Origin of the sequence: Actinopolyspora biskrensis (genome assembly GCF_013408175.1) — a bacterium.
Classification (GTDB): domain Bacteria; phylum Actinomycetota; class Actinomycetes; order Mycobacteriales; family Pseudonocardiaceae; genus Actinopolyspora; species Actinopolyspora biskrensis.
The window spans coordinates 54,283-76,970 of sequence record NZ_JACBYW010000002.1 but is presented as its reverse complement, the minus strand read 5'-3'; the positions used below and the strand labels follow the sequence as shown (position 1 = coordinate 76,970).

The 22,688-nt window shown below is 69.4% G+C and carries 18 protein-coding genes and 1 riboswitch; of the genes, 9 read left to right on the top strand and 9 right to left on the bottom strand.

The window, feature by feature from the left end; genetic code table 11:
- Window positions 1-48 precede the first annotated feature (48 nt).
- Window positions 49-2,238 carry a putative cobaltochelatase gene (locus FHR84_RS06110; RefSeq protein WP_179534499.1) on the bottom strand — a complete coding sequence of 730 codons (2,190 nt, stop codon included), beginning with the start codon at window positions 2,236-2,238 and terminating at the stop codon, window positions 49-51.
- Window positions 2,239-2,275: 37 nt separating this feature from the next.
- Window positions 2,276-2,443, bottom strand: a riboswitch (cobalamin riboswitch).
- A 44-nt stretch (window positions 2,444-2,487) separates the two neighbouring features.
- On the bottom strand, window positions 2,488-2,967 hold the full coding sequence (locus FHR84_RS06105) for a GNAT family N-acetyltransferase (RefSeq protein WP_179534498.1): 480 nt from the start codon (window positions 2,965-2,967) through the stop codon (window positions 2,488-2,490).
- 171 nt (window positions 2,968-3,138) lie between these two features.
- Between FHR84_RS06105 and FHR84_RS06100 the strand changes: the two genes are divergently transcribed.
- Entirely contained in the window at window positions 3,139-4,140 is a 1,002-nt protein-coding gene (locus FHR84_RS06100) for an adenosine deaminase (protein WP_179534497.1), read from the top strand.
- 161 nt (window positions 4,141-4,301) lie between these two features.
- Here FHR84_RS06100 and FHR84_RS06095 read toward each other — a convergent pair whose 3' ends face one another.
- Window positions 4,302-5,108, bottom strand: a complete 807-nt coding sequence (locus FHR84_RS06095; protein WP_343075173.1) for a serine protease — start codon at window positions 5,106-5,108, stop codon at window positions 4,302-4,304.
- 344 nt (window positions 5,109-5,452) lie between these two features.
- Between FHR84_RS06095 and FHR84_RS06090 the strand changes: the two genes are divergently transcribed.
- Window positions 5,453-6,088, top strand: a complete 636-nt coding sequence (locus tag FHR84_RS06090; protein ID WP_179534496.1) for a LysE family translocator — start codon at window positions 5,453-5,455, stop codon at window positions 6,086-6,088.
- Between the two features lie 129 nt (window positions 6,089-6,217).
- On the opposite strand, the gene FHR84_RS06085 is transcribed toward FHR84_RS06090, so the two are convergent.
- Window positions 6,218-7,027 carry a S1 family peptidase gene (locus FHR84_RS06085; protein WP_179534495.1) on the bottom strand — a complete coding sequence of 270 codons (810 nt, stop codon included), beginning with the start codon at window positions 7,025-7,027 and terminating at the stop codon, window positions 6,218-6,220.
- Between the two features lie 352 nt (window positions 7,028-7,379).
- Between FHR84_RS06085 and FHR84_RS06080 the strand changes: the two genes are divergently transcribed.
- Both FHR84_RS06080 and FHR84_RS06075 read left to right on the top strand, forming a co-directional pair.
- Window positions 7,380-8,219, top strand: a complete 840-nt coding sequence (locus FHR84_RS06080; RefSeq protein WP_179534494.1) for a DegV family protein — start codon at window positions 7,380-7,382, stop codon at window positions 8,217-8,219.
- Between the two features lie 227 nt (window positions 8,220-8,446).
- Entirely contained in the window at window positions 8,447-8,992 is a 546-nt protein-coding gene (locus tag FHR84_RS06075; protein WP_179534493.1) for a YbhB/YbcL family Raf kinase inhibitor-like protein, read from the top strand.
- Between the two features lie 233 nt (window positions 8,993-9,225).
- Here the strand turns inward: FHR84_RS06075 and FHR84_RS06070 are convergent, their stop codons facing one another.
- Window positions 9,226-10,458 carry a hypothetical protein gene (locus FHR84_RS06070; protein WP_179534492.1) on the bottom strand — a complete coding sequence of 411 codons (1,233 nt, stop codon included), beginning with the start codon at window positions 10,456-10,458 and terminating at the stop codon, window positions 9,226-9,228.
- Window positions 10,459-10,478: 20 nt separating this feature from the next.
- Window positions 10,479-12,008, bottom strand: coding sequence for a tyrosine-protein kinase family protein (locus FHR84_RS06065; RefSeq protein ID WP_179534491.1), 1,530 nt, complete (start codon window positions 12,006-12,008; stop codon window positions 10,479-10,481).
- A 385-nt stretch (window positions 12,009-12,393) separates the two neighbouring features.
- On the opposite strand from FHR84_RS06065, the gene FHR84_RS06060 reads away from it, so the two are divergent.
- From FHR84_RS06060 to FHR84_RS06050, 3 genes are all read left to right on the top strand, one after another.
- A complete protein-coding gene (locus FHR84_RS06060; protein ID WP_179534490.1) occupies window positions 12,394-13,176 on the top strand; it encodes a CDP-alcohol phosphatidyltransferase family protein in 783 nt (260 codons plus the stop codon).
- Entirely contained in the window at window positions 13,173-13,595 is a 423-nt protein-coding gene (locus FHR84_RS06055) for an FAD synthase family protein (RefSeq protein WP_343075172.1), read from the top strand. Before FHR84_RS06060 ends, FHR84_RS06055 begins: the two co-directional genes overlap by 4 nt.
- 72 nt (window positions 13,596-13,667) lie before the next feature.
- Window positions 13,668-15,470: a right-handed parallel beta-helix repeat-containing protein gene (locus FHR84_RS06050; RefSeq protein ID WP_218862270.1), complete on the top strand. Its 1,803-nt coding sequence runs from the start codon at window positions 13,668-13,670 to the stop codon at window positions 15,468-15,470.
- Window positions 15,471-15,591: 121 nt separating this feature from the next.
- Here FHR84_RS06050 and FHR84_RS06045 read toward each other — a convergent pair whose 3' ends face one another.
- Window positions 15,592-17,253: a hypothetical protein gene (locus FHR84_RS06045; protein ID WP_179534488.1), complete on the bottom strand. Its 1,662-nt coding sequence runs from the start codon at window positions 17,251-17,253 to the stop codon at window positions 15,592-15,594.
- Window position 17,254: 1 nt separating this feature from the next.
- Window positions 17,255-18,457, bottom strand: coding sequence for a DUF1972 domain-containing protein (locus FHR84_RS06040; protein WP_246300299.1), 1,203 nt, complete (start codon window positions 18,455-18,457; stop codon window positions 17,255-17,257).
- 134 nt (window positions 18,458-18,591) lie between these two features.
- Here FHR84_RS06040 and FHR84_RS23145 point away from each other — a divergent pair, with 134 nt between their 5' ends.
- Together FHR84_RS23145 and FHR84_RS06030 are read left to right on the top strand one after the other, a co-directional pair.
- The gene (locus tag FHR84_RS23145; RefSeq protein ID WP_179534487.1) at window positions 18,592-19,917 is read left to right on the top strand and encodes an O-antigen ligase family protein; all 1,326 of its coding nucleotides are present in this window, start codon (window positions 18,592-18,594) and stop codon (window positions 19,915-19,917) included.
- Window positions 19,918-20,009: 92 nt separating this feature from the next.
- Entirely contained in the window at window positions 20,010-21,146 is a 1,137-nt protein-coding gene (locus FHR84_RS06030; protein WP_343075171.1) for a glycosyltransferase, read from the top strand.
- 107 nt (window positions 21,147-21,253) lie between these two features.
- On the opposite strand, the gene FHR84_RS06025 is transcribed toward FHR84_RS06030, so the two are convergent.
- Complete coding sequence (locus FHR84_RS06025; protein WP_425489858.1) at window positions 21,254-22,609, bottom strand: sugar transferase; 1,356 nt, start codon at window positions 22,607-22,609, stop codon at window positions 21,254-21,256.
- Window positions 22,610-22,688 lie beyond the last annotated feature (79 nt).

The window sequence follows — 22,688 nt, the reverse complement described above, 5'->3', positions numbered from 1 at the left end:
CAAACACGTCCGCTCGTAGTGAGCCGACGCCCGCGCGCCGGTCGAGGATCACGCGGGCACCGGGCCTGCGGTTCGCGCGGCCCGGACGACTCCGGCCACGTTGTCGGCCGAGAGTTCGGACAACTGCAGGTTGGGCGCGCCGAGTCCCCGAGCGAGCCGGTCGGCGAGCCCGAGCCGGATCGGACCGCTCTCGCAGTCCACGACCACGGACGCGACACCGAGCTCGGCCAGCAGGCCGGCCGAACGCAGCGCGTCGTCGACGGCCTTGCGGCCACGGTTGGCCCTTTCGCCCCCCGGGTCCACTCCCACGGTGGCCTTCCCGTCGGTGAGCACCACGAGCAGGGGGCGCCGTTGCGGATCGCGCATCCGTTCGGTGCGAATCACCCTGCGCGCGGTCAGCAGACCGTCCGCGAGGGGGGTCTTTCCGCCGGTGGGCAGTTTGCGCATGCGCGCGGCGGCGGTGTCGACCGACGAGGTGGGGGGCAGGGCGACCTCCCCGGAGGTCCCCCGAAAGGTCACGACCCCCACCTTGTCCCTGCGCTGGTAGGCGTCCCGCAACAGCGCGAGTACCGCACCGCTGACGGCCGACATCCGTTCCCGGGCGGCCATCGACCCCGAGGCGTCCACCGCGAACAGCACGAGGTTGCCCTCACGTCCCTCCCGGACACCGTGCCGCAGGTCCTCCGGACGCAACCGCAGTCCGGGACCGCTCCTGCCGCGGGCGCACTGGTGGGGGGCCGCGGCGGCCAGAGTGGCCTGCAGGTGAACACCGTGTCCGTCCACCGCGGACGCGCGCACCACCTGCCCGGTGCGGGAGCGGGACCTGGAACGCCGTCCCGGAGCCCCCTCGCCCAGACCGGGGATCTCCAACATGCGTGCCCGGAAGTCCGGTTCCGTTGCCCCGGAAGTGCGCTCCTCGGGAGCACTGCCGGGCCCGTTGCCGGTTCCGTTCTCCCCGGACGGGCCTTCCGAGGGCGCGTTTCCGCCCGCGCCTCCGCCCGGTCCCCCGTCGGGACCGTTCCCGTCCGGAGAACCACCGACCCCTCCGCCGGGGTCGTCGTCCTCCGGTCCGTCCTCGGGGTTCTCGCTTCCGTCGGAGCCGTCCGAACCGGACTCGCCGTCCGAACCTCCCGGATCCGCCGTCTTCTCCGCCGTGCCCTCGGAGGTCTCCCCTCCGGTGGTCTCCTCCGCCTCGACCTCAGCTTCGGCGTCCTCCAGGGCCTGCTGAAGCTGCTGCTCGTCCATGCCCGGCTCGTCGAACGGGTCACGCCTGCGCCTGTGCGGCAGCGCCAGCCGCGCCGCCGCCTCCACATCGGTCGCGGCGACCGCGTTCACACCGCGCCAAGCCGCGTGGGCCACGGCGGCACGGGCCAGCACCAGATCGGCGCGCATTCCGTCCACCTCGAACGAAGCGCACACGGAAGCGATTCGCCTGACCTCGGAAGAAGGCAGCTCGACCGAGTCCACCCGGGAACGGGCGTCCGCGATCCGACGGGCCAGTTCGGCGTCGGACTCCGCCCACTCCGCGGAGAAACCGACCGGATCGGCGTCGAACCGCAGCCGCCTCCGCACGACTTCGGTACGTGTCTCCACCTCGCGGGAAGCCGACACCTGGACCGTCAGCCCGAAGCGGTCCAGCAGCTGGGGACGCAGCTCCCCCTCCTCCGGGTTCATGGTGCCGACCAGCAGGAAGGAGGCCGCGTGCGACAGGGAGACACCTTCGCGCTCGACGTGGGCCCTCCCCATCGCGGCGGCGTCGAGCAACAGGTCGACCAGGTGGTCGTGCAGCAGGTTCACTTCGTCGACGTAGAGGACTCCGCGGTGCGCCGCCGCCAACAGGCCGGGCTGGTAGGCGCGCACACCTTCGGTCAACGCGCGTTCCACGTCCAACGACCCGACCAGCCGGTCCTCGGAGGCACCCACGGGGAGTTCCACCAGTTGGGCGGCACGCCGCGTTCGTCCGACTTCACCGTCGTGCGGCCCGTCGGGGCAGCGCGAGTCCGGAGCGGAGGGGTCACAACCGAACCGGCAGTTCTCCACCACGTCGACCGCGGGCAGCAGCGAGGCGAGCGCACGGACGATGGTGGACTTGGCCGTGCCCTTCTCGCCGCGCACCAACACCCCGCCGATGCGGGGATAGACCGCGTTGAGCAGCAACCCCAGACGCAGATCGTCGTGCCCGACAACAGCGGAGAACGGATAACGCACGGTCGACGAGGTCGACGTGGCAGCGGTCATCGCCGGTATTCCTTCCTAGGGTCTCGGACGCCCCTGGTTGCGGAACGAGGCAACGGCAGTGTCCTGACTCCCGGATCGACGCGCTCCTCCGGCCTTCCCTGGGAAACCCCGGTGGCACTCGTACGGGAGAACCGCTACCCGGTCACAGTGGCGCCGGCCGTGCCGGATTCACACCGGCTTCCTGACCGTTGCTCGCTTGGACCAACGTGCATGGTCGCAGAAGCGCGCTCGGCGACCAAGCATCGTGAGCTATCTCGTTAGCCCGGTCACTCTCTCCGGGTCCCTGTGCATGTCGACGTGCGGGATCCCGTCCTCCTCGTAGGGTCCACCGCACTCGAGGAAACCGAACGAGCGGTAGAAGTCGACGGCCCGGGTCTGCGCCGAGAGCGCAGTGGGCGACTTGCGCACCTCGGCCACCGCCGCGCGCATGAGTTTCTTGCCGAGCCCCATCCCGCGAGCGCTCCCGGCCGTGCACACGCGTCCGATCCGGTAGGTCCCGCCGGGCTCCTCGAGCAGACGCAGGTACCCGAGCACCTGGGTTCCCCCGGCGTCGATCCAGAAGTGCCGGGTCGCGGTCTCGAGGTCGCGCCCGTCCAGCTCGGGGTAGGGACACTGCTGTTCGACGACGAACACGTCCACCCGCAGCCGCAACATACGGTAGAAGTCCTCGGGGGCCAGATCGGCCGTGTAGGCACGGTGCACTGCGGTGGCGAGAGGCTGCAGGTTCACCCTTCCCTGCCTATCACACCCCCTCCCCGGGGATTCCGGGACACCGCGGCTCCGATCCGCCACGGGTGAGCTCCCCCGATCGGAGTGCTGTTCGACTCACTGCCGGTCCACCCCCGGCGGATCGGCTGTATGGTTGTCCGCTCGGCTGATCCGCCACAGGAAGGAGACGAGGTGGCTCCCGAAACACCGACGCCCTCGACGCTGCCCAAGGCCGAACTGCACGTACACATAGAGGGAGCTCTCGAACCGGAGTTGACCTTCGACCGCGCGCGGCGCAACGGCATCGCCCTGCCCTACGCCGGTGTCGAAGACCTTCGGGGACGCTACGACTTCAGCGACCTGCAGTCGTTCCTGGATCTCTACTACACGGGTATGAACGTGCTGCGGCAGGCCGAGGACTTCACCGCCCTGGCCGACGACTACCTCGCCAGGGCGGCACGACAAGGGGTTCGCCACGCCGAGATCTTCTTCGACCCACAGGCGCACACGACGCGGGGAGTCTCCCTCGGAACCGTGCTCGACGGTTTGGAGGCCTCGTTGTCGAGCAGTCGGGAGCGTTTCGGCGTCAGCACCGGACTGATCGCGTGCTTCCTCCGGGACCGCGGCCCCGAGGAGGCCGAGCGCATGCTCGACGAGCTGCTCGAACACTCACACCGCATCATCGGCGTCGGGCTCGACTCGGCCGAGCTGGGACATCCCCCGGCGGACTTCGCGAACGTGTTCGCCCGCGCCCGCGAGGCCGGGTTGCACCTGGTCGCGCACGCGGGGGAGGAAGGGCCTGCGGAATACGTCTGGCAGGCGCTGGACGTGCTCGGCGTGGAGCGCGTCGACCACGGGATCAGGGCGATCGACGACGAGGAACTCGTCAAACGGCTCGCCCGGGACCGGATGCCCCTGACGGTGTGCCCGCTGTCGAACGTGCGCCTGCGTTGTGTGGACACCCTCTCCCAGCACTGCCTGCCCCGTCTGGTGGACGCCGGAGTCCGCACCACGATCAATTCGGACGATCCGAGTTACTTCGGCGGTCACGTCGGGGACAACTTCGAGGCGATCGAGCACGAGCTCGGTTTCGGCGTCCCGGAACTCCGGGAACTCGCGCTCAATTCGGTCGAGGCCGCGTTCCTGTCCGAGTCAGAACGCGACCGGCTTCGCGGGGAGGTCCACTCGGGCTGATCGGAGTTCTCCGCTCAGCGCCCGCGCTGTTCGGGCGAGCGCCCGCTCGGCCGGGCCGGTCGTCGGGCGAGCGGCGCAGCCGCTTGTGACCACCCGATCAACCGGCCCCGCCGAGCGAACCGAGCCGCGCGACCTCCCAGTGGTTCCGGAAGCCCGTACGTTCACGCCCCGCCGATCTCGTCCACGTACCGCGCGAGCCTGGTGTAGACGCCGGGGAAGCCCGAACGAGCGCAACCGTTCCCGTACGAGACCACGCCGACCAGTCTGCCCCGCACGATGAAGGGGCCGCCGGAGTCGCCCGCGCAGGCGTCCTTGCCACCTTCCGGATAACCGGCGCAGAACATCTTCCCGGAGTCGAAGGACTCGTACGCCCGCGCACAGCGGGAGTTCTCCATGACGGGAAGGCGTACCGAACGCAGCACCGGCGAGGCCGGAGCCGACTCCCCGGTGCGCCCCCAGCCGTAGACGGAACCGGTGGTTCCGGGGGCGTACGGCGCCTTCTCGCCCGCCTCCACCAGTTCCACGGGACGAGTGGCCACCTCCCGGCTCAGGGTCAGCACGGCCACGTCGAACCCGCTCGTGAAGTGCTCGTACCGGGGGTGCCGCCAGACACGCTCGACCTCGACCGCTCGTCCCGTTCCGGTGCGGAGGTCCTTCCTCCCGAGCACCACGCGCAGGTTCCGAACCGAGCGGGGGGTCTCGTTGGCGGGATCCATCGTGCAGTGCGCCGCGGTCACGACCTTGTCGGCCGCCACGAGCGTGCCGCCGCAGAACTGTCCTCCCGAGCGATCGGTGAGCGCGGCCACCCACGGCGCCTCTCCGAGCCTCGTGGTCTCCCCACCGACCACCCGCGCCCGGGGACCGTTGTGCTCCGTCCCCGACACGGCCGCCACGGCCGCGTGCTGCGCTCCGCTCACCAGGACGACGACGGCGAGCACGACCGCTCGGAGGAGCAGCCCCCTCGACACCGCGCGTCGCCGTTCGCAACCAAAGCGCAACCACCGTCACCCCACTCCGGACGTGTCGTACCAACGGCGGACTGTAGCTCCCCTGTCGTACTGCTCACATGAGGGACAGCTCACTGCTGAACAGCAATTTTTTTCGTTAACATGGTCTTTGGTCGGAAAAGTTCCCGTTAAACCGAGCACACAAAGCCTTTTCTTTACCAGTGGGCATGCTTCAGCGGTACGAACCCCGACCCTGCCGAGCACAAGAACACCCGATCGCGTGAGCAAGTCGCCCTCGTGCGGGTGATCTTCTGCCTCCGGACCCGGTACTCGAATCGCGTCCCGCCGTGAACGAAAGGAACGCCATGCTGTTGGATGTCGGCACCCTCCCGGCCTTCGTGCTGGCCAGCGCGGTGGTCATACTCACACCAGGGGTGGACACCTTCCTGCTGCTGCGTACCTCGGTGCGATTCGGCCCCCGTCCCGGAGTCCACGCGCTGGCCGGCATCCACACGGCGAGCCTGATACAGGTGAGCGTCGTGATCTCCGGACTCGGCGCGCTGATCACCAGCAGACCGGAAGTCCTCTCCGTGATGAAATGGGTCGGCGCCGCGTACCTGGTGTACCTGGCGATCAGCATTCTGCGGGGTCTGTGGCTCACCCGTAAGGAGGTCACGAGCGCTTCCGCGCCGGAGGAGAACGTGCGCCCCGAGGCGAACCCGTACCTGCGGGGATTGCTGAGCAACATCACCAATCCGAAGATGTTGCTGTTCAGCCTGGCCTTCCTCCCCCAGTTCGTCGGCTCGGCGAGCAACCCGGCGATTCAGCTGGCGGCGCTCGGGGCGGTCTTCCTCCTGCTGGCCGCCGTCTGGGAGTTCGCGATCGTGCTCACCGCCTCCCGGATAGCGGACAGACTGCGCAGGCCCGGTTTCCGCAACTCGCTGGACCTCGTGAGCGCGATCGCCTTCCTCGGGATCTCCGTGGGGCTGGTGGCCGGTTGAACCACGCGAGGTCTCGTCCCGCTGGAGCTCTCCGCTCGAGCCGACGGCGGGCCGGGTTTCTCCCCGGCGCGGGCGGCGCCGAAACGACCACCCGGCCCCGGCTGCGGCAGCCGCCCGGGAGAACCTCGATCAGGAGAGCTGGGCGCGAATTTGGTCGGCATAGCTCGCGACCTCGGTGTAAACGCCCGGTTTTCCGGGGCGCGCGCACCCGATTCCCCAGGAGACCACGCCGATGAGTTTGTCCCCGGCCACCAGCGGACCTCCCGAGTCACCCTGGCAACCGTCCACGCCTCCTTCGGCGTACCCGGCGCAGACCATGGCCCCGGCCACGAAGTTGCTCCCGTAGGTCGCCCGGCACTCGGAGTCCGCGATGACCGGCACCGTCGCCTTCCGCAGGATGTCCGAGGGACCTCCCCCTTCGGAGGTGGCGCCCCAGCCGAGGACGGTGGCTCTCGTCCCGGGGCGGTACAGCGCGTCGTCCTCGGCGCTCGCCAGCGGCAGGCTCGCCCGGGAAAGCGAATCCCGCAGGGTCAGCACCGCTACGTCGGCTCCCCGGTACGGATCCGTGTACTCCGGGTGCACCCAGATGTCGGAGACACCGGCCACCGTGCCCGCCTGGGTGTTCTTGTCGGTGCGCCCAGCCACCACCCGGATCCCGTCCGGTCGCTGGTCGGCCACGCAGTGGCCCGCGGTGACCACCTTGTCGGGGGCGGCGATGGTGCCACCGCAGAACTGCTTGCCCGCGGTGTCGACCAGGTAAACCACCCACGGGTGATCGGCCACCTCGGCGGGTTCACCGCCCACGATCGGCGCGGCGGCCGAGGAGCTCGCCGCGGGCTGGGACTCGGAAGCGACCGCGCCCGCGGGTACGAGGAGCACCCACAGCGCGGCGACGATGAGCAATGTCGCGGAACGATTGCGCCACACTCGTTGTCGCATTTCACAGCTCCCTGTCGCCGTCCAACCATGGTGCGGAGCTTCCGAACGGGAGGCTCCGTCCACCGCGGGGTCCACCGCGGACTGCTGGGTATCGATCTCTCCCGTGACCGGGCTGTTGTCGACAGTGTCCACGACGTGCGCGAACCAAGCGCGACAGCGAACCGAAAGTGGACGTTTCCCACCCGATCGTGTGGAAAGAATTTCCGTTGGCAGCGCAGCGTGATCCCACCTGCAGCGAACGAAATCCCGGAGGTCACCCGCCCTCGGACGGTTCGGAGCCGCAACCGAACCACCACCGGGCTCTCACCCCTATGTCACCTGATCGGACGACCAAGGCGCTAATCTGGATCTCGTGCAACATGTGGCGATCGTGACCGACTCGACGGCATCACTCCCCCAGGACCTGGCCGCGCGCTGGGGGATCTCGGTGGCCAGCATGCAGCTGCGAGTCGGCGACGAGCTCACCCGGGAAACCCACGTGTCCACCGACTGGCTGTTGCGTGCCATGCGGAACGGAGTCCCGGTCGAGGCCAAGGCACCGGCCCCCGACGCCCTGTTGCAGGCCTACCAACAGGCATGGCACGACTCGGCGACCGCCGTCGTCTCGCTCCACCTGTCCAGCAGGCTCTCCCCCGCCACCCAAGCGGCCCTCCAAGCGTCGACCCACGTTCCGACCCCGGTGCACATCGTGGACAGCCAGTCCTCCGGAATGGCCCTCGGCTTCGCGGCGCTTGCCGGTGCCCGGACGGCCGCGGCGGGGGGCTCTCCCGCCGAGGTGTGCGCCACGGCGCAGAAACGTGCCGCGCAGACCCAGGTGATCATCTACATCGACAGCCTCGAGTACCTGCACAGGGCGGGTTACATCGGCAAGACCGCCGCCTACTTCGGCTCCAAGATGTCGGTCAAGCCGCTGTTGACGGTACGTGACGGCGAGGTCGAGCCAATGGACAAAGTACTCGGTTCCGAGCGAGCGGTGGGGAAGGCGGTGGACCGAGCGGTGGAGCTGGCCGGCGACGCCCCCGTGGACGTGGCGGTGGAACACTTCGCCGCCCCGAACGACGCGGAGGAGCTGCTGTCCGCGCTGCGGGGGAAGCTCCCCCGCGGTGAGGAGTTCGTTCAGACCCAGGTGAGCACCGCCATCGGAGCCAACGTGGGCCCCGGAGCACTGGCTGTGACCATCTCGCCCCACTGAGCACCGGACCGCGGTCCGCTCCGCGCGCCCGGGGTCCGAGCTTTCCGCACGAACGGCGACACCCCCGGAACACGGCGCGGTGCGCTCGCGAATGGACTCGGCACCGGCTGGGAATCCCCGAAGGACGGCACCCGGAACACGTCAATAGAGTGGAGTCGGTCGATCTCTCCACGTGGGGGACGGCCGAGGCGCACCGAACTCCGATCGACGAGAAAAGGGGAGGGTCCATGAGCCTAGAGCGTCCCATCGATCCCGATCCGTACAGCCTGCTTCCCGAGATACCCTCCTTCACGGTCAGCTCCACGGACGTGACGGACGGCCGGCCCATGTCCAAGGCGCAGGCCTTCGACGGCATGGGGGCGGGTGGAAGCAACATCTCGCCGCAGCTTTCCTGGCACGGTTTCCCGGAGAGCACGAAGAGCTTCGTCGTGACCTGCTTCGACCCGGACGCCCCCATTCCGGGCGGGTTCTGGCACTGGGTCCTCGTCGACGTCCCCGCCTCCGTCACCGAACTGGCCACGGGCGCGGGAGACCGCAGCGGCAACGGGATCCCGGCGGGCTCCTTCCACGTACGCAACGACATGGGAGAACGCGCCTTCGGCGGGGCGGCCCCGCCGGAGGGTGACCGGCCGCACCGCTACTACTTCGCGGTCACCGCGGTGGACAGCGAGAACCTCGGAGTCGACGAGGACGCGACTCCGGCCGTGGTCAACTTCATGCTCGCCTTCCACGCCGTGGGACGGGGAATCATCACCCCCACCTACGCGCACTGATCGAGGTTTTCCACTCCGGCCGGCGCGGTTGTTCGGCCGGCGGAACCTCCCGCCTGCTCACGCTGGCGACGTGGTCGTTCCGGTGCCACCGGCGCCGAAGCACCACACCGGTCGTCCGCACGACGGGAAAGCACCAGTGAGCCGGGCCGAACCGCCTCGCGATGGGCTCGCCCCCGGACGAACAGCCCGGGGACGGGCCCATCCGCCGGGGCGCCCCGCGGGGGCGCGAGGGTTCAACACCGGCTGACCTCGTCCGTGCGCAGGAATCGCTGCCCGAGCACCGCGGAACGCGCCACGTACACCGTGTAGATCCCTCCCAGCGCCAGCAGTGACGGCAGCACGACGACGGTCGCCCCCACCGACACCGCCGCGACCGTCAGGACCAGCCCCACCAGCGAGTCCACGAGCCGAATCCGGAAAACTCGGCGCGACGCGCGGCGGGCCACGATCTCGGTGACGTAGGGCAGCCCGGCGGCCCAGGTCACCTGGTAGGCCACCCACCCGAAGACCAACACCGGATCGAGCGACTTGCCGAGCACGGGGGGAACCAGCACGAGAGCCACACCGCCCAGCACCCCTCCACAGACGACAGTCGCGAACACCAGTGCCCGGGAAGCCTTCCCCAGCACCGCCGGATCACGCTCGTCACCGGAACGCTCCCGAGCCGCTATTTTGCCGAGCAGCAGACTTCCCGACCCGTTGATCAGCACCTGTACCGGCGCGACGACCAACCGTGCCAGTTCGAGCACGCCGACAGCGGCCGTGGAGACCGCGCCGGCCACCAGCAGCCGCACCGCCAGCAGGGTCATCGGGCGCAGTCCCGCCTGCAGCGCACGCCACACCGCGAATCCGGCCAGTTTCGGGAACTCCCGAACCCCGGGACGCAGGCGACCGCGCTCCTCCCCCGGCAGCTGCACCAGCCCCGTGAGGATCGTGGCGAGCGCGCCGCAGCACATCACCCCGAAGAGCATCGTCGGGTTCGGCTCCCCGAACAACGCTGGTGCCACCGCAAGCGCGAGCAGGGTCACCGACAGACAGCACAGATCGTTGCTCAGCAGCGAACCGAAATTCACCCTGGCCACGAAGATCCTGCGGACGGTCTCCGCGAGCAGCCTGCAGACCACCAGCACCGCGTACACCGCGACCAGCCACGGGCCGTCCCGTGACGCGGTCGAGGCGAGCACCACGGCACAGAGCACGCACGCTCCCATGACCAGCAGGGCTCCGGTGACCAGACTCGACCGGTAACCGGGGTCGTGCCGGTCGAAGACGGTGAAGCCGTCGCACACGAACCCGACGTGGAGCGCGTTGGCTCCGACCAGCATGGCCAGCAGCAACGCGAAAACACCGTAGTCGGAGAGCCCCAGGGTCCCCGCGGCCACCAGCTGCACCGCGAAGCTCGCGGCCGCGGTCGCCGCCTGGGACAGGATCCCGGCCACACCGTCACCCGCGACCTTCCCGAACACTCCGCCACGTCTCGCGGGAGTCACCGGTCGCCCCGGCCCATGGGAGGCGCCGCCACCCGAGCCCGCGACTCGCCGCTCTGCGCGCTCTCCGCCGAGGTATCGGGGGAACCGTGCGCGGCGAAGGTGAACACGTGCCCGGCGACCTTGCCTCCGAGCAGCTCGATCCGCTCCCGCGCCCTGCGCCAGGCGGCCACCGACCGTTCCCGGCGCACGGTGAGCACGACACCGTCGGCAGCCGGTATCAAAGCGCTCACCTCGGGAGCGTTCTCCAGCGGCGGCAGGTCGACGAGCACGAGGTCGTATCCGCCGCGCGCCTCCACCATCGCCCGCCGCAGCAGGGAGGACCGGAAGTAGTCCGGGGCCCCCTCACCGGCACGGCCCGCGGGCACGACCCGGAACTCTATTCCCGGCCCCACCTCGATCACCCGCGTGGAGGCGTGCACGGTGGCCGCTCCGGCGGCTATGGGGGCCATTCCGTACCAGTCGTTCTGCAGCGCGACGCTGTGCGAGAGTTCCCTGGTCCGCACCGCCGCGTCGACGACGAGGACCCGCAGACCGTCCCGAGCCGCGGCTCCGGCCACTTGCAGGACCGTGGTGGTAGCACCGTCCCCGGTGGAGACACCGGTAACGGCCACCAGTCCACCCCGCACCGTGTTCCGCAGCACCGAAGCCACCAAGCGGTAGGAGCCGAGCGGCGGAACCACGAGGTTGTGCAGTCGCGCGGAGGCCCCCTCGCCCAGCGCTTCGATCTCCCCGAGAAGCGGCTCGTCGGAGAGCCTGGTCAGATCGGCCGCGTCCCGGACCCTGCGATTGCGGTCCGCGCGGGCCCAGGCGACCGTGGCGGCCAGCAGCAGGCCGACGGCCAGCCCGACGAGCGCGTCGCGCAGCAGCACGGTGAGCACACCCGAGGAATCCGTGACGGCCTTGTCCGTGAAGGACACACCATCACCGAACTGCTCGGCGGATATGTTGATCGCGGTAATGCGCTGGTCCAGCTCGCTGACGGTGCCGCTGGACGCCGCCCCGGGGGAGTCCCCGTTCCCCTCCACGAGCTCCGCGCGCCGGGAACGCAGGCTCTCCAGCGCCTTCTCCGCCGCGCTCGTCACTTCGGACTCGGACTCGCGCTGATAGGCGGCCACGACCGCATTGGCGATCTCGGCCGACCGCGCGGCACCGCCGATGTCGACCCGCACGACGACCGAGTCACCGTTGTCCGAGGCCTCGGCCTCCACCGCCTCGCGTAACTCCTCGATCGACTCGGGGGCCTCCAGCCGCTTCCGCGCCGACTCGAGAACGCGATCCGAGGTCACGAACAGCGCCCGCTGGTTCACGTAACGCACGAACCCCGATTCGCTGGTCACCTCGTAGCCGAGTGCCTCGACGGAGTCGGGGGACTTGAGCACGATGCGCGCCTGGGCGGCGCCGGCACTGCCCACCGTCAGAGCGACCAGAACGCTGACCAGCACCGTCCCGACGACCACGACGAGCGAACTCCACCGGTACCGCCACAACGCACCGACTATGTTCGGGGCCGGCAAAAGTTCGTTCATCGCAGCTCCATTCGACACGGTCCCGACCGGCTCCCCGGGATCGACGGCGTCGGGTGGTCACCGGCCGCGACGAGCGGGACGGGACAGCACTTCCGCGGTCGGCCTCTCGGAGAACACGCCCGGAGGGCTCGTGTCACGGTACGGATCCCCGGGGTGAGCACGACGATTACGATAACGCTGTAACGAACCGCGATCACTCGACGATCACCAGAACGCCTCCGGGAGTTCGTTCCCGAGGATTGTCCGTCCCGACGGGACGAAACACCGCAGCGGCGCGGTCCGAGAAAGATCGGCACCGAAAGCACCGGTCCGACAACGGTGCTCGGTCCAGAAGGGATGAATACCTCTCCGGGCATCCGCAGGTACCATCGACGAAGGAGGTTCCGTGCGCGGTTCCACCCCGAGGTGTGGGTCCCCGCCCGAGGCGGATCACACGAATCCCACGTTCGGGACGATACTTCGCCGACTTCCCACCGCGCAGAAGTCGGCGCGGGGCGCGCCCGCGTATTCACGGTTCGTCAATCGCGGGGCCGGGGGCTACCTGGCCGCCGTCGCCCACCTCGCGGGCAGGACTCCCAACGAGGTCACCCTCGTGAGCGCGTTGTGCACCCTCGCCGGAATTCTCGCGCTGGCGCTCCTGCCCCCCTCCTCGGCTCTCGGAGCGGGGGTGGCCGCGGCACTGCTGCTCGGTTACGCCCTCGACTCGGCTGACGGGCAGCTGGCCAGACTTCGCGGCGGCGGGCACCCCTCGGGGGAATGGCTGGATCACGTCGTGGACAGCGCGAAGATCCCGATGCTGCATTCGGCCGTGCTGGTTTCCGCGTACCGCTTCGGTGATCAGCCCGACTGGTGGTTACTGGTCCCCCTCGGTTTCACCGTCGTGGAGAGCGTCCTCTTCTTCACGATGATCCTCAACGAACAGCTCCGGAAGCTGCACGCCACCACTGGACCCGCGAACGGCACGGCCCCTTCGGTCTGGCGTTCCCTGCTGGTTTCGCCCACCGACTACGGGGTCCTGTGTCTGGCCTTCGTGCTGTTCGGAGCTCATCTCGCCTTCACCGCTGTCTACACGGCACTGTTCCTGGCCCAGACGTTGTTCGCCTGCGCGGCACTGCCCGGATGGTTTCTCCGGGCGAAGCGGTTGACCGCGAACGGGGGAGAACCGTGAGCAGGCCCGTTGTCGGCTACGCGCCCGGTGCCTACGACATGTTCCACATAGGGCACCTGCGGGTCCTCGAACGCGCCCGCTCGGAGTGCGACCTGCTCGTAGCCGGAGTGGCCACCGACGAAGTGGTGCTGAGCGCGAAGGCCAAACACCCCGTGATCCCGTTCGACCAGCGGCTGGAGATCGTGTCCAGCATCAGGTACGTCGACCAGGCCATCGCCGATCCGCACGTCGACAAGTACCTCACCTGGCAACGGGTCGGATTCCACGTGCTGTTCAAGGGCGACGACTGGAGGGGGACGGAACGCGCGCGCGAGATGGAGTCCAAGCTCGAAAGCGTCGGCGTCGGAATCGTGTACTTTCCCTACACGGGGCACGTGTCGACCACGCTGCTTCGCACCAGGTTGTCCGTGTCGGAATGACCCAGAAGCGTCCGATCCGCTGCGAACGCGGGGACCACACCGGACACCGAGAAGACGAAACGGTGGAATCGTATGTTCGGGCGAACACCCCCTTCCGGTGGTCATCGACGCGGTGCACGTGTGCTGGGGGTCCTCGTCGTCTGCGCCGCTGTGCTCGTCTCCGGGACCTGGGTGCAGCACGACTCGGGATCCACGACCACGCGGACGCGTCCGTCCGGGGCGCCGCCGCTGCCGGAAGTTCCCGGCACGGGTCCGCCGGCCCCGGAGGGGGCGCTCTTCGTCTCCACCTCCGGCACCGACGGCGCGCGGGGAACCCGCTCCGACCCGCTGCGCACGCTGGGTGAGGCCGTGCGCACGGCGAGTCCGGCGGCGACGATCGTGCTGCGCTCCGGAACCTACCGGGAGAGCATCGGGGTGGTCCGCAAAAGACTGCACATCAGGTCCTATCCCGGTGAACGGGTCTGGCTGAAGGGCAGCGAAGTCGTCGACGCCTGGGAGCGCACGGGTCGGGGCTGGATGCACGACGGCTGGAGTCCGGACTTCTGCAGGGACTGCTTCATCCCGGAGATCATCGATCCGCGACACCCGAACGCCGGGCTTGCCGACATGGTTTTCCTCGACGGTGAACCGCTGCGCCAGGTGGCCGAGCGTGCGGCTGTGACGGAGGGGACCTTCTTCGTCGACCCGGACGAGGAAACACTGCTGATCGGCAACGACCCGGAGGGGAGGACGGTCGAGGCCGCCGCCCGTTCCTGGCTGCTCCAGTTCGACGGGCCGCGCGCGGCTGGGAGCAGCCTGCGCGGGATCGGCGTGGCCCACTACGCCTCGCGGCAGGAGTACGGCCGCGAGGGAGCCATGGTCGTGGTCAACTCCGCGAAGGTCACCCTGGAGAACAACGCCTTCTCCTGGGCGGCATCCAGCGGCGCTGCCGTGTTCGCCCCCGGCGCGAGGGTCGTCGACAACGTCTTCAGCGACAACGGGCTCGTGGGGATGATGGCCAACAGGGCGGACGGGATACGGATGAGCGGGAATCTCGTGACCCGCAACAATCGCGAGCACTTCGCCCTGAGCGGGCCCGCCATCGGAGCCGCGGGCGTCAAGATCACCCGTACCGCGCGACCGGTGGTCCGGCGGAACTCCTTCGTCGACAACACCGGGGCGGGCTGGTGGTGCGATCTGGGCTGCACGAACGCCGCGGTCCTGGGCAACACCACGCGAGGCAACGTCAAGCACGGCCTGTTCTACGAGGTCTCCTCGGATGCTCTGATCGCCTCGAACCTGATCGCCGAGAACCGGGGGCTCGGGGTGAAGATATCGAGCGCCGACCGGGTACGCGTTTTCCACAACACCTTCCTCGGCAACCGAGGGGCCGTCGGACTGTACAACGACGTGCGCTCCCCCGAGTCCGATCCGTACAGCGACCGGCTCGGCCTGAGCTGGATCACCGCCGAGACCGAGCTGGTGAACAACCACTTCGCCGGCACCGCCGCGGGGCGTCCCTTCGCCACCGCGAAGAACCACAAACCGGAGGACGTGCCCACGCCGGGATTCGTCACCCGCAGCGACGGGAACGTCTACGTCCGGGACGGGGAGCCTCACCTGGTGGATCGATACCTCGGTTCCGGACGTTCGGAACGGTTCGAGACGCTGTCCGAGCTGACCGCGGAAACCGGGCAGGGCAGGCACAGCGCCGTCGTGCGCGCGTCCGGGACGCCCTTCCGGGATCCGGGCGAGGGCGACTACCGGCTCCGACCGGGCGCCCCGGGAACAGGGGCGGGGCGTCCGATCCCCGGCGAGGTGACCGAGGAACTCGGTGTCCCCCCGGACGAGCACCCCGATGCGGGAATCCTCGTGCGGACCGGCACCCCTGATTGAGGTTCTCCGCTCTCCCCCGTCGTCAACACGGCGGGGAGGCATCGGTGGGCCGTGCCCGTCGGGCCCGAAGCAGCCGGCCGGTGTTCCGGTCGTTTCCGGCCGCTTCAGGCCCCGCGCCGGATCACCAGCCGGTGCTGCCCCGCGGGGAGCCTATGGAGGCCCCGTCGGAGTCCACGGCCCGAATCCAGTACTCCGTGTCCCCCGCCGGGGCCTGCGTGTCCGTGAACCGCATCGTCGGGATCTGCCAGGGCCACGATTCCCTGGTCACCGCGTGGACCGGTTCCGACCTTCCGACCCGTATCACCTCGTAACGGATCGAGCTGTTCTGCGCGTCCCAGGTTCCCCGCCACTCGATCGAGACCTCACCGGTGGCCCGGTCCCGTTGCACCTGCGGGGCCCGGAACGGAACCTGCGGGCCGTTGTGGACCGCCTCCGGCACCGAGCGGGCCGCGAACCGGGTCAGGGACTGCTGCGGCTCACCGTTGACGGTGGTGAACTCACCGCCGACCACGACGTACTCCGAGTTCGCGTCGACGGCCCAGGTGCCGTTCTTCCACGGACTCTCCTGCGGGCCGCCGTTGGTGTTCGGCAACCACGGCAACAGCTCCGGGACGGGATCTCCCTCGCCCACGTGGTTCACATCGCGCGGCGAGGTGCCCGTGGCTTCCGTCGTTTCCGCCGTCAACCGCTGGTAGTCGATCGAACCGTCCTCGGGGATGGCTTCCAGCGCGGCACAGGCATGCGTGTGCGAGGCGGCGTAGACCACACCCGCCGCCACGGCGACCGACTGGGTGTCCCCGTAGCAACCGTCCATCCAGACGGTGGAACCGCTGTCGATCCGCACCGCCCCGCGGCCCTCGAACCTGGGGTTGAACCCCTCCCAGTTGTACGAGCCGAAGTAGGCCGTGCCCCGACCGTCCGTGTCGATGTCGGTGACCACGTCGTCGGTGGACGGCGCCTGCCACTGCCAGGAGACGTTCTCCCCCGAAGCGGAGTCGACAGCCGACAGCGCGGCCCGCCGCTGCCCGTTGACCCTGTCGAAGGCCCCGCCGACGAGCACCCTGCTCCGCTGCGGGACGGCGAGCACGCTGTGCACAGTGGCATCGGCCGTCGGAGCCCACGGAAGCAGTTCTCCCGTGGAGGACACGGCCGCGAGCCTGCTCCGGTCGGCACCGTCGACCCCGTCGAAGGCCCCTCCCAGGTACACGCTCTCCGCGGTGGCAGAGAGCGCACGCACCCGTCCCCGCACCCGCGGGTCGAAATCGCTCACCAGAGCGCGCTCGGCCGTGCCGAAGGCGGCGACCCTGGAACGCCACCTGCCGTCGATCCTGTCGAAGTCACCACCGACGTAGATCCTGTCGCCCGCCGGTCCCGCGGTCACGTCGAACACGGTGTCGCATCTCCAGCGGTCGGTGCCGACCGAGTCGCACAGCGGCCCCGGATCGGTACTCGACTCGAATTCCGTGGCGGTCACCGAGGGTGACCACGGCAACAACTCCCCGGTGCGCAGGTCGAAGGCCATCAGGTTGTCCCTGGGGACCTCCCCGGCGCCCCCAGCGGGCGCACCGGCCGGGCGGGCCTTGTCGAAATGGCCACCGGCGTAGACGGTGTTCCCGACGATCTCCACCGACAGCACGATCCCGTCCGTCTGCGGAGTCGGCAGCGCGCCCGCCGTCACCGTTTCGGGCCGCGAATCGGCCGCTCCCGCGGTGGGAGCCATCAGCGCTCCGAGCAGAGTGCTCCCGACCAGAGCCGCGCCGATTCTTCGGCTTCGACTCAACATTTCACCGCCTCCTGACCCCTTTGTTCCGTATCCACCGCCGCACACCGCCCGCACGCCGATCCGAGAACACGAGCGACCGCGACGCGTTCCCACCTCCGGAGGAAGTTCCGGAGGAGCACAATCTCTCCGCCAACTCGGCATAACCACGCGCCACGACATCCCAGTCGTAGTGCTCGGTCAGCTCCGCCACCTGGGCGCGACCACGGTCCAAGGTGTCCTGGGGACGTTCCTCGGCCCGGTCGAAGCACGCGGCCAACGTCTCCGCGTCGGTGAAGTACGCCCCGTGAGGCCCCAGCACCTCCCGGTTGAACCCCACGTCGAAAGCGGACACGGAGGTGGCCGCTCCCATGGCACGCAGCAGCGACGGGTTGGTCCCGCCGACGGAATGGCCGTGCACATAGGTCAGAGCGTTGGCGTAGAGCTGGTTCAGGACTCGCTGGTCCCACACCGCGCCCACCAACCGGACACCGCTGCCGCTGTCGGCCAGCTTCCGCACCCTGGTGGTGTAAGCGCCCGAGTAAGGGGCCGTGCCGACGACGACCAGGGGATGCCGTGCCCCGCTCCTGAGGTATCCGGCCACCGCGAGGTCGATGTGGTTCTCCGGCTCGAAACGAGCCACCATCAAGTGGTACTCACCGGCGCGTAAACCGTATTCCGCCAAACCGTCGGCCCCGACGGTGTCCAGCACGGGGGCTCCGTAGGGAATGTAGTCGCTTTTCACGCCGAAGCGATCCGCGTAGTAATTCTGGATCCCGCGCGAATCGGAGATCAACGCGTCGGACCAGCGCACGGCCAGTGATTCCGCGGTACGGTAGTAGCGCGCTCCCAGTTTCCCCCATTTCGCCCGCTTCCATTCGAGGCCGTCCACATGTGTCGCCACCGGGATTCCACGGGCCCGCAGCAGGGGCAGGAACGGCGAGTTCGCCGCGTTGAACACCAGCGCGACGTCCGGGCGCTCCCGCACGGCGTGTCCCGCCGAGAGGGCGGTGTGACTCAGCGTCTCCAGGGATTTCCGCCGCAGGGCGGGCAAGCGCACCAGCCGCATCCCGAGGTGCTCGGGGGTGTGCCCCGCCTCGCCGTCCCTGCAGTACACCGTCACCTCGTGCCCCATGCGGGCCAGACGCCTGCCCACCTCCTCGACACAGGTTTCGAAACCTCCGTACCTCGCGGGCACTCCCCGCGTTCCGAGCATCGCTACGCGCATCGCCGTCCAATCCCGTGGCCTTGCCGCCGATCAATGGTGCGGATCGACGAACCCGCCGTATAAGCTCCCGGTATCGATTCGTTACGAGATTTCGTCCGCTCCGCGGTCACCGAAACTTTCCGCGAAGGGTCTCCGTGCTCGACCACCGCCGCTTTCCGACCGACTCGCCCGATCTCCGCGCGAACTCCGACACGCGGGCGCTGACGGCTTGTCTGCTGGCGCTGATCGTGGCCAGCGAGTACAAGTTCCGACTCCGTGATCAGGACCAGTCCGTCTCGGGGCACCCGGACGTGTTCGTGCTGTTGGAGATCGCCGCTTACGCGGCCGTGGCGTGCTGGCTGTTCGTCCACTTCCGTCCGGCCCCTCGACTGCACACGGCGCACTGGGTGACGCTCACGGCCTACGCCTACGTAGCGACACTGTGGTTATCCACAATGTACTCGCCCTACTTCGAGATGGCTCTGGTCCGTTCATGGCAGATGGTGGTGCTGCTGGCCGTCACCCGATCGGTGGTAGGTCACTCGGGGCGGGCGACGATGCACGCTTTCGCGCACGCCTACGGCGTTCTCGTCTCCGTCTCGGTGGTGTTCGGCGCGCTCGTCCCGTTCCCCCGCCGGGAGAGCCAGGCCGAACGCTTCACCTGGCTGTACCTGCATCCCGTGACGGCGGGCCAGTTCCTGGCCATAGCGGTCGTCGTGCTGGTCGGCTACGTGCTCGGCAGGCGCAACACCCACGAGGGGCCGAGCTGGCCGTTGCCGGTGTACCTCGGCATGCTGCTGATCTGCACCGTCGGTCTGGTGGCCACCAACACCCGTGGCGCCGCCCTCGGAGCCCTGGTCGGTTCACTGACCGCCCTGTGGGTCAGATGGCGCGGCACCCGCAGACTCGAGATCACCGCGTTCCTGTCGGTGGGCCTGCTGGCCGTCGGACTCGCCGCCACCCCGTTGATCACGGCCTTCTTCACCCGTGGGCACTCGATGTCCAGGCTGTTCACGCTCAACTCGCGTACGGAACTGTGGGGCCACGCCCTCGAGGAGTTCTCCGAGCGACCGCTGTACGGTCACGGCCAGAGCGCCACCCGCGGCCTGTTCCTGGACGAGATGGGGCTCGGCGGTGGGCACAACGCCGTGATCAACCTGATGGTGAACTCCGGGCTGCTCGGCCTGACCGTCTGGTCCGCCCTGATCGTCGGCATCCTGCTGAACACGGCCCGAGCCGCGCGCAGCTCCCCCGAGCCCAGGCAGGACCGCATCCTCGTCTACGCGGTGCTGCTGGGGATGCTGGCGAACTCGATGTTCACCGAATCCCTCGGCGCTCCCTCCAACGTGGCCGCGGTGTGGCTGTTCGTCCTCGCCGCCTGGTCCGAGCTGATCCGGCCCCCGGACCGCGAACGGGAGTTCGCCCCGGGGAGCCGGCACGGCCCTCCGCCGGGACCGCGCGGAGGGGAACGCCTCGCCTAGCGGCCACGGGTCGGAGCGACAAGACGGCAAGTGCGGAAGCCCCCGTTCATCCGGTGCGGGCGGAAGCACCGGAGACCCCTGTGAGGAGCATCGTGACCCGTCCAGTGCTGTTCGTCCATCCCTCCGCGGAGCTGTACGGCTCCGATCGCGTGTTTCTCGAATCCGTGCGAGCGCTGACGGACAGCGGCCGGGAAGTGCTGGTCGCCCTGCCCGCGGACGGACCGCTGGTACCACTCCTGCGCTCCCGCGGGGCTCGGGTGCTGCGCTGCCCCACCCCGGTGCTGCGCAAAAGCGCGCTTCGCCCCCTCGGCCTGCTCAGGCTGCTGCGCGACTGCCTCCGCGCGCTGCCTGCCATGCTGCGCCTGCTCGTCCGGCATCGCTTCGAAGCCGTCTACGTGAGCACGGTCACCGTGCCGTTGTGGCCGCCGCTGGCCCGGTTGTTCGGAAGGCACGTGATCGCGCACGTGCACGAGGCCGAGGACACCGTCCCGGCACCGGTGCGGGTGGGGATCGCCCTGCCGCTGTTGTGCTGCCACGTGGTGGTGGCGAACAGCACCGCGGCGCGGGAAACGCTGCTCGGAGCCGTTCCGCGCCTCCGCGAACGCATCCTGGTGATCCGCAACGGCGTCCGCGGCCCCGCCACCCCGCCGAAGGACAGTCCCACGGCTCCGGGGAACGCGCGACTGGTCCTGGTGGGCAGGATCTCGCCCCGGAAGGGGACCGACACGGCGATACGCGCGGTCGCGCTGCTCCGCGAGCGCGGGCGACCGGTCACACTGGAGCTGGTCGGTTCGGTGTTCGAGGGGTACGAGTGGTTCGAGCGTGAGCTGGACGAGCTGGTCCGGAAGCACCGTCTCGGGGAAGTCGTCCACTCGCACGGGTTCGACGACGACGTCTGGGATCACTACGCCGCCGCCGACATGGTCCTCGTGCCCTCCAGGGCGGAACCGTTCGGCAACACCTCGGTGGAAGCGCAGTTGGCGATGCGGCCGGTCGTCGTCACCGACGCCCAGGGACTGCCCGAAACGGTCGACGGCGGGCGAAGGGGCTCGGTGGTTCCTCCGGACGATCCGCACGCGCTCGCCGACCGGGTCGAGGCGCTGCTCGACGACTGGGAGACGACCCGGCGAAGAGCCCGGCACGCCCGCCGGGAGGCCGAGACGCTGTTCGCTCCGGAGCGCTACCGACGGTCGATCCGGGCACTGTTCGAGAACCCCGCGAGTCGATGAACACCGCCCCGTGCCGACCCGCTCCCGCGCCAATCACCCGCCCCGGCACCGCCGCGGGGTTCCGCCAAGCAACCAGCCACGCGAAGCGCCGCTGTGAGCCGGCCCACCTAGTACGCGCCTTCCCTCCCCAGTACGGCCCGCACGGTCTTCCAGAGAATCATCATGTCCAGGGTCAACGACCAGTTCTCCACGTAGCGCAGGTCCAACCTGACGCTCTCGGCCCAGGACAGGTCGCTTCGTCCGCTCACCTGCCACAGACCGGTCATCCCAGGACGGACCATGAACCGCCGGTGCACTTCGGGTTCGTAGGAGGCCGTCTCGTCCGGCAGCGGGGGCCGCGGCCCGACCAACGACATCTCCCCCCTCACGACGTTGACGAGCTGCGGAAGCTCGTCCATCGAGTAACCGCGCAGCAGCGGGCCGATCCTGGTCGTCCGCGGATCCCGGCGCGACTTGAACAGGGGGCCGGCTCCGTGGTCCACCGCGAGGTGTTCCCGCGAGGACTCGGCGTCGTCGACCATGGTGCGGAACTTCAGCATCACGAACGGTTCGCCGTTGTGCCCGACTCTGCGCTGCCGGTAGAGCACGGGGCCGCCGCTGTCCAGTTTGATCGCAGTGGCGACGACCAGCAGCAGCGGGGACAGCGACAGCAGCAGAATCAACGCCCCCAGCCTGTCCATCAGGGACTTGGCCAGCAGCCGCGGCCCGGTGAAGACGGGCTCGCTCAACCGGAGCAGCGGCATACCGAGCACTTCGGAGACGTGCACCCGGGGCCCCGCGACGTCCATGAGGACGGGGGCCACCACCATCTCGGTGGAGGTGCCCTCCAACTCCCAGGACAGCCGCTGCAGACGGTGACGGGTCCAGTAGCGGTCCGCACTGATCATCACGGCTCTGTACGCGCCACGGCGCACCTGCTCGGCCACCTCGTCGAACCCGCCCACCACGGGAACCGAGCCGACCCGTTCGGGAGAGTCACCGGTGTCCTGCCTCCCCGCGGTGCACACCGCGCGTATCCGCCACCCGAGGTGCGATTCGCGCCGCGTCCTGGCGATCAGGTCCTCCAGCGCCTCGGTGTGCCCCACCGCGATCACGGGCAACGAGCAGTGCCCGGTCGCTCTCAGGTTGTGCAGCACCTTGCGCAACGCGTAGCGCTGTGCCACGCACAGCAGGGCCGCGGCGGGAAGCACCCCGAATATCCAGCCGCGCAGCTGTTCCACTCCGGTGGCCACGGCCCCGAAGGCCAGCAGCACATCGGCCGTGAGCAGCGCTCTGCCGAGCCGGCGGAACTCCTCGGCCCCCTGCCCCAGGATGCGGTAGTTCCACGTCGGAACCAACGAGGCCAGCAGCACTGCGGTGACCACGCCGCCGAAGGCGAGGGCCCTGCCGGGGGAGGAGCGCTCGAGCAGCGCCGCTCCCCCGGAAACGCACACGGCCGCCGCCAGCACGTCACCGCAGGCCACAGCGAGACGATAGCGGCGCTCCCAGCCGGTGATCCGCGCAGCGGAGGGTCTTCGTGCCTGCCCGGCGGGTTGACCACCC